Annotated in this window: 5 protein-coding genes; all 5 read right to left on the reverse strand. The window is 65.8% G+C overall.

The genetic code is table 11. The features are described 5' to 3' along the window. Positions 1 to 14: 14 nt before the first annotated feature. The 5 genes from mnmE to rpmH all read right to left on the reverse strand — a co-directional run bounded on the left by mnmE (position 15) and on the right by rpmH (position 6,678). Entirely contained in the window at positions 15 to 1,355 is a 1,341-nt protein-coding gene (mnmE, locus tag ABQY74_RS20645; protein WP_349792771.1) for a tRNA uridine-5-carboxymethylaminomethyl(34) synthesis GTPase MnmE, read from the reverse strand. Positions 1,356 to 1,519: 164 nt separating this feature from the next. After that, positions 1,520 to 4,222, reverse strand: a complete 2,703-nt coding sequence (locus ABQY74_RS20650) for a polysaccharide deacetylase family protein (RefSeq protein WP_349792773.1) — start codon at positions 4,220 to 4,222, stop codon at positions 1,520 to 1,522. A gap of 93 nt (positions 4,223 to 4,315) precedes the next feature. Continuing rightward, entirely contained in the window at positions 4,316 to 6,037 is a 1,722-nt protein-coding gene (yidC, locus tag ABQY74_RS20655) for a membrane protein insertase YidC (protein WP_104555849.1), read from the reverse strand. Positions 6,038 to 6,052: 15 nt separating this feature from the next. Then, on the reverse strand, positions 6,053 to 6,499 hold the full coding sequence (gene rnpA / locus ABQY74_RS20660; protein WP_039512801.1) for a ribonuclease P protein component: 447 nt from the start codon (positions 6,497 to 6,499) through the stop codon (positions 6,053 to 6,055). Between the two features lie 38 nt (positions 6,500 to 6,537). After that, positions 6,538 to 6,678 (reverse strand): 50S ribosomal protein L34, encoded by a 141-nt coding sequence (rpmH, locus tag ABQY74_RS20665; protein WP_002805908.1) that lies wholly within the window; start codon positions 6,676 to 6,678, stop codon positions 6,538 to 6,540. Positions 6,679 to 6,920 lie beyond the last annotated feature (242 nt).

Raw genomic sequence — 6,920 nt, forward strand, 5'->3', positions numbered from 1 at the left:
GGCAGGTAAGCGGTCTACTTGCCGATACAAAAACTCGAAAAGATCTTGCCCAGCAATTCGTCGGCGCTCAGCTTGCCGGTGATCTCGCCGAGTGCTTCCTGTGCCAGGCGCAATTCTTCGGCGGCCAGTTCGAGTTGTTCGAAGCCCAGCTCCAGATCCGCTGCGTCTGCATGCTGTTCGGCGCGGCGCAATGCCTCGACATGCCGCGTGCGTGCGGAGAATTCGCCTTCCACGCTGTCCGCTCCGTCGCCCAGTGCGAGTTCGCGCAACCGGGCGTGCAACTGCTCCAGTCCCTGCCCGGTCACCGCCGAGACCGCGACCGCACCACGATCGAGCGCTGTGGCTTCGGCCAGCAGATCGCATTTGTTGTGGATCCACAGCTGACGCGGCACCGCATCGATGGCATCGCCGATCGCATCGCGCGCGGCTTGCGGGTCGCGTGCATCCAGTACCACCAGCGCCAGATCGGCGCGCTGCAACTCCGCACGCGCGCGACGCATGCCCTCGCGCTCGATCGCATCACCGCTCTCGCGCAGGCCGGCGGTGTCGACCAACGTGAGTTCGAAGCCATCGAGCTGGATGGCTTCCTGCAAGGTGTCGCGGGTGGTGCCGGCGACATCTGTGACGATGGCACGCTCGCTACCGGCCAATGCATTGAGCAACGAACTCTTGCCGGCATTGGGCGGGCCGATCAGCACCGCGTGCAGGCCGTCGCGCAGCTTGCGCCCGCGCTCGGCATCGCGCAGCAGTTGTGCCAGCAGTGCGCGCGCCTGCTGTAGCCCGTCGCGCACCTGCGCCCCGCCCAGGGTGTCGAGCGGCTCGTCGGCAAAGTCGATCGCCGCTTCCACATGGATGCGCAGCCGGGTGAGGCTGTCGCTGAGCGCATCGACACGTTGCGAAAACACACCGTCCAGCGATCTGCGCGCAGCACGTGCCGCGCGCAGATCGCCGGCGGCGATCAGGTCGGCGATGGCTTCGGCCTGCGCCAGATCGAGTTTGCCGTTGAGAAAGGCGCGCTCGCTGAACTCGCCCGCGCGTGCCTGCCGCGCACCCAGCGCAATGCAACGCGCCACCAACTGCCGCAACAGCACCGGGCTGCCGTGTCCCTGCAGCTCCACCACGTCTTCGCCGGTAAAGCTGCGCGGTGACTTGAACCACAGCGCGATGCCATCGTCGATGACCTCGCGCTGCCCATCGCGAAAGCGTGCGTACTGCGCCTGCCGTGGCTGCAACTGCGCAACGCCCAGCCCGGCGGCAATCTGCACCGCCTGCGGCCCGGACAGGCGCACGATCCCCACCCCACCGGCTCCGGCGGCACTGGCGATGGCAACGATGGTAGACGTGGAAGACGACATGGGCATTGCTCTGAGGTGGATTGAAGAAGACAAGCGCGGCGATGCAGCGACTGCGCGGCCGGCAGCGGCATCCTGCCGATGCCCGGGTCCCTGGTGTATCACGCCTCCATCGCGGCACGCGCTCTCGTGACGCCTGTTCGCAACGCTGCGTCAGCCGCCGTGAATCACAGCGATTGCAACTGCGTGCGAGCCTGCGCGGCGCCGCTGCCTTGCGGCTGCAATTCCAGGTAAGTGGAATAGGCCTTGCGCGCCTTGTCGCGATCGCCGGCTTTTGCGTAGGCATCGCCAAGATTGAGATAGGCCACCGCACGCGATGGATCGATTTTCAAGGTATTTTCCAGCCAGCGCGCCGATTCGGCAAAGCGTTCCTGGCGGTAGTACACAAAGCCCAGGTTGTTGGCGGCCAAGGCGAAATCCGGGCGCAGCTTCAAGGCTTCGGCAAACTGCTCGGCCGCTTCGGCGTAGCGTTTTTCCTTGTACAACTGCAGGCCGCGCTCGTTGGCCAGCTGCGCACGTTGGCGGTCGCTGCTCTTCACCGCGGTCGGCAAGACCAGCCTGGCTTCGCCGCCTTGCAGCGTCTTCACCGTCACCGGTGCAGCCGCCACTGCCGCGCCGCTGGTGGTGGCGGCAGGACGCGCCGCATCCACGCGTCCGTTGAGTGCGATCGCGTCGGCAGATAGCTGCGCGGTGCCGGCGGTCAGGAACTCTTCGCCGCTCGGTACCTGGAACACGAACTCGCCGCCCTGGGAGCCGGGCAGGCTGCCGAACGCCGGGGTCTGCGCCGACACTGCCGACACCGCCGGTGCGACATAGGCCGCCAGTTCGGTGCCGGTGATCAGGCCATCGCCATTGAGGTCGCCCTTGCCCGCCAGCGCCTGCAGCAGCACCCAGGTAAACACCGAATGCCCGTTCGGGCCGCTGTCGGCCACCTGCTGATCGGCACCGCCGGCAGTGAGCATCTGGCGGGCGATGCGTCGTGCGTTCTCGCGCAGGTAGGCGCCGGACGTCGGCCCGCCGCGCGTCAATCCCAGTCCGCTATAGCAGGCATCCATCACGAACAGCACATGCTTGGCCTGCAGGCTTTCGGCGATGTTCTGCAGGTCGCTCATCGCGATCGCATCGCTGGCCAGTTGCTGCGGATCCGAGTCGACCGGAATGATGTAGCCCAGGTCGCGCCCGGATGCCAGCCGGCGCGTGGCGCCATGCCCGGCGAAGAACACGAACACGCGGTCGTTGGTCTGCGCGCGTCCCTCACCGAGGCGATCGTGGAACGCCGCAAGAATATTGTTGCGCGTGGCCTGCCCGTTCTTGAGCACGATCACCTGCGAGGACGGAAACCCCAACGGGCCGGTCAAGGTGCTGGCGATGGCCTGCGCATCGTTGGCGGCATATTCGAGCTTGGGCCAGTGCGCGTAGTCGTCGATCCCGATCACGATCGCCCAGGAGTTGGCGTAGCCGGTGGTCACGGTTGCCTCGGCCGCCGCGCTGGGCGCGTGCGCCACCGAAAACTCGCGGCCATTCCAGCCGGCGAACTGGTAGCCATCGGCGATCAGGCGATCCAGGATCTGCGGCAGCGCCTTCACTGCACGGTCGTGAATGTCATGGAACAACACGATGCCGCGCTGCTCCTTGTTCACCTGGTCGAGCACGCGCTGCACGATCGACTCGGGTACCGGGTCGGCCCAGTCCATCGAGTCGATGTTCCACATGATCGACTTCAAGCCTGCCTCACCCAGCAGCTGCAAGCCTTCGGCATTGCGCGCCCCATACGGAAACCGGAACAACGGCGCACGCTTGTCGTCCACCGCGCGCAACAACGTGTCGGTATCCAGCACCTGGCTGCGCAACGCATCGCCGGTGGTCTTGGACAACTGCGCATGGGTCAGGCTGTGGTTGCCCACCGCATAACCCTCTTCCATCAGCGTGTGGCTGATCTTGGATAACGGCGCGAGTGTCGGCTTGCCCTGCGCGTCCAGGCTGCCCAGGTTGCGGCCCACTTCGAAGAACACGCCCGGCACGTCGTAGCGTTTGAGGATGGCCACGATCTCCTCGGTATAGGCTTTGTGCGGGCCGTCGTCGAAGGTCAGCACCACCGTCTTGGGCGGCAGGTCGCGGCCGAAGATCTCGCTGTCGCTATCGCGCGCGGAGAACGGGTACGGCTCCACCACGCCATGATCGCGCAGGATCTTTTCGCGCGTGTACAGGCTGCGCAGATGCGCCACGTAGTCGTCCCACTTCTCGCGCTTGGGCACGATCGCGCGGCTGCGATCGAAGCGGCTGAAAATCTGCGTCAGTTCCTTGTTGTAACTGCGCTCGATCTCGTCCAGCGCTTCCAGATCCTCGCCGATGCGCTGATGCAGCTTCACCGCCGGCAGTGCCGAATCGCGGCCAATGCGTGCGTGCAGGTCGCGCAACACTTCGGCAAACGCCAGGCGGTCGGCATCGTAGAGATCCGGTGCCGATTCGATCTCGTCCAGCACCGTGGCGATCGTTGCGAAGCGACGCGCTGCGTTCGACGTCAGCACCGTCTCGAATCGCGCAGCGATGCGTTCGCGCTGCTGGAGGTTTTCATGGAACAGCTGCTGCCCCACGCTGCTGGAGGTGGCGCGATCGCGTGGCGTCTGGGCATCCGCGTCGGCCAGCAACACGATGATGCGGCGATGCCGGTCCAGTTGCTCGCGCAGCTGCGCGATCAGTGCGCGTGCGTCGTCGCTGTCGGTTTCGGCTGGCGCACCAGCGGCGGCCGGCGCAGCGGTGCTGGCAGCAGGCGCTGCCTCGCCGGCGGTCTGCTTGCCGCAGCCGGCCATCGCCAGCATTCCGGCGCAACCGGCGCACAGCAACAGGCGATACAGCGGCGATGACATCACGACGGCGTCCTTGGCGATGAAGACAACAGGGCAGACAGCAACTGCGGCGACATGCAGAAAGCCCGCCTTGCGGCGGGCTCTGTGCAACTGCGCTTACTTGGCGTTGGCCTGGATGATCTTGCTCGGCTTCTCGCCGTGCTGGCGGATCATCCACCACTGGATCAGCAGACCCAGGCCGCCATTGACCACCCAATACAGCACCAGGCCGGCCGGCATGAAGGCCATCATGACGCCGAACACCAGCGGCATGAACTGCATCATCTTGGCCTGCATCGGGTCCATGCCCGGGGTCGGGGTCAGCTTCTGCGTGGCCCACATGATGGCGATGTTGAGCACCGGCAGGATGAAGTACGGATCGCGCGCGGTCAGATCCTGGATCCAGCCCAGCCACGGCGCCTGACGCAGTTCCACCGATTCCACCAGCACCCAGTACAGCGCAAAGAAGATCGGCATCTGGATCAGCAGCGGCAGGCAGCCGCCCATCGGGTTGATCTTTTCCTTCTTGAACAGCTCCATCGTCGCCTGCTGGTACTTGACGCGATCGTCGCCGTAACGCTCCTTCAGCTGCGCTAGGCGCGGCTGGAAGCGGCGCATCTTGGCACCGGACTTGTACTGCGCAGCCGACAGCGGATACAGCGCCAGACGCAGCAGCACCACCAGGCCAATGATGGACCAGCCCCAGTTGTGCAGGAAGCTGTGCAGATGGCTCAACACCCAGAACAGGCCCTGGCCGATGATGGCCATGATCGAGAAGCGGCTGTAGTCGACCACCCGGTCCAGCCCCTTCACGTCTTCCTTGGCGATCAGGCTGACCAGCTTCGGGCCCACCCACAGGCGCGCTTCGGTGGTCGCGGTCTGGCCCGGCGCCACGGTGAAGGCCGGTCCACGCAGTTCGGCCACGTCACGCGGGCCGTCCTGGTTCAGCACATACAGCGAGGCCTGGTCCTTCTGCGGAATCCACGCGGTAAAGAAGTGGTGCTGCAGCAGCGCCACCCAGCCGCCGGTGATCTGGCGATTGAGGCCACCGTCGTCCATGTAGTCCTTGAACGCGCGACGCTCGTAGCCTTCCTGCGGGCTGTACCAGGTCGCCCCGTTGAAGCTGAAGGAATCCGGGTTGGTCATGCCGCGGCTGAGGATGGTCGGCACCCGGCTCAGCTTGCGGAACACGTAGCCGTTCCACGGCGCGCCACTCTTGTTGATCACCTCGTCCTTGATCGAGATCGCATAGCGACCGCGCTCCAGGGTGAAGGTGCGGCGGATCGACACGCCGTTGGGGCCATTCCACACGAACGGCACCACCAGGGTGTTCTGGCCCTTGGCCAGTTCGAATGCGGTGCCCGGCTGTTCGGCGCGGAAGCCGCCCACGCCCGGTACCGGCGAATGCTCGCTGGCCCAGCCGCTGGTGGCGTTATAAGGGTGCGCGGCATCTTCGGTCAGCAGGCTGACCGGCGCGGTGCCGTCCTTGGTCTGCGGAAACTGCAGCAGTTCGGCATCGAGCACGCTGCGGCCGTCCAGCTTCAGGCGCAGCACGTCCGAGGTCAGGGTGATCACCGGCGCGGCGCCGGCAGCGGCCGGCGTCGCGGCAGTCGTGCTGGTCGCCGGTGCAGCGCCCGGCACGCCTGCCTGCGGAATGGCCTGGGCCGCCGGCACATTGGCCGACGGTGCCGCAGCGTCCAGATCGCGCGCAGCCGGCACCGACTGCGTCGCCGCGACCACCGGCGCATTGGCGGCGGCCTTGTCCTTGCCCCACTCCATCCACAGCAGCGCCGCGACCATCAGCCAGGCAAAAATCAGGAAAACACGGGTCTGGTTCATCGGGCAGCAACTCGCTCAGTCGGAACTGGGTTCCGGCTCTGTCGGGGAAAGGGAGGATGGGTGCATCGTCCTGGCGGGCGGCATTGTGCCGGGCGCAGCAGGCAGGGGCAATGCGCCGGCACGGCGCAGCAGACGCAGGAAGGCGTCGCGAATCTGTGGATTGGTCGCTTTTGCGGCTGCGGAGCGCGCCACAATCACGTAATCGCCGCCGGCAAGCTCGGGCAGCAGATGCCGCATGGCATCGCGCAACACGCGTTTGATCCGGTTACGTCCCACCGCACGGGTATCGACCTTGCGCGACACCGCCATGCCCAGGCGCGGCGGCGTATCGCCGGTCCGCCAGTGCAGGCTGAGCAACGGGTCCGAGGTACGACGTGCAGTATCGAAAACGACCGTGTATTGCGCACGCGTACGAACCCGCGCAGAGCGAGGAAATCGCCTGCACGGGTTCGATGCGTTCACGTTAGGGACTGCCTCGGCCGCAGGGAGCGGCGCGGCAATCAAGCGCTCAGGCGCTTGCGGCCCTTGGCGCGGCGGCGAGCCAGGATCTTGCGGCCGTCGGCGGTTGCCATACGTGCGCGGAAGCCATGGTCGCGTGCTCGCTTGAGGTTGCTGGGTTGGAAAGTACGCTTGGTGGCCATGGGGCCCTCTGCATGAATGGAGACGAATAGAACCGGCAATTCTATAGGGCCATCAGTGGCCGGGTCAACTCCCTAGAGACGCTAGCGGAGGTGATGGCGGTCAAGCCCTGTGGATGGACCTGTGAATAAGTCTGGGAAAACCCTGCCCTCGGTGCTAGTCTGGCGCATCCTCTTTTCACTACCGGGCTGCGAGCACGGCGCTTTTCTGCGCGCCGCAGCCAGCAACAGATGATCATACTTTG

It is taken from the genome of Xanthomonas sp. WHRI 7064, from assembly GCF_040202355.2.
GTDB classification, from domain to species: Bacteria; Pseudomonadota; Gammaproteobacteria; order Xanthomonadales; family Xanthomonadaceae; genus Xanthomonas; species Xanthomonas arboricola.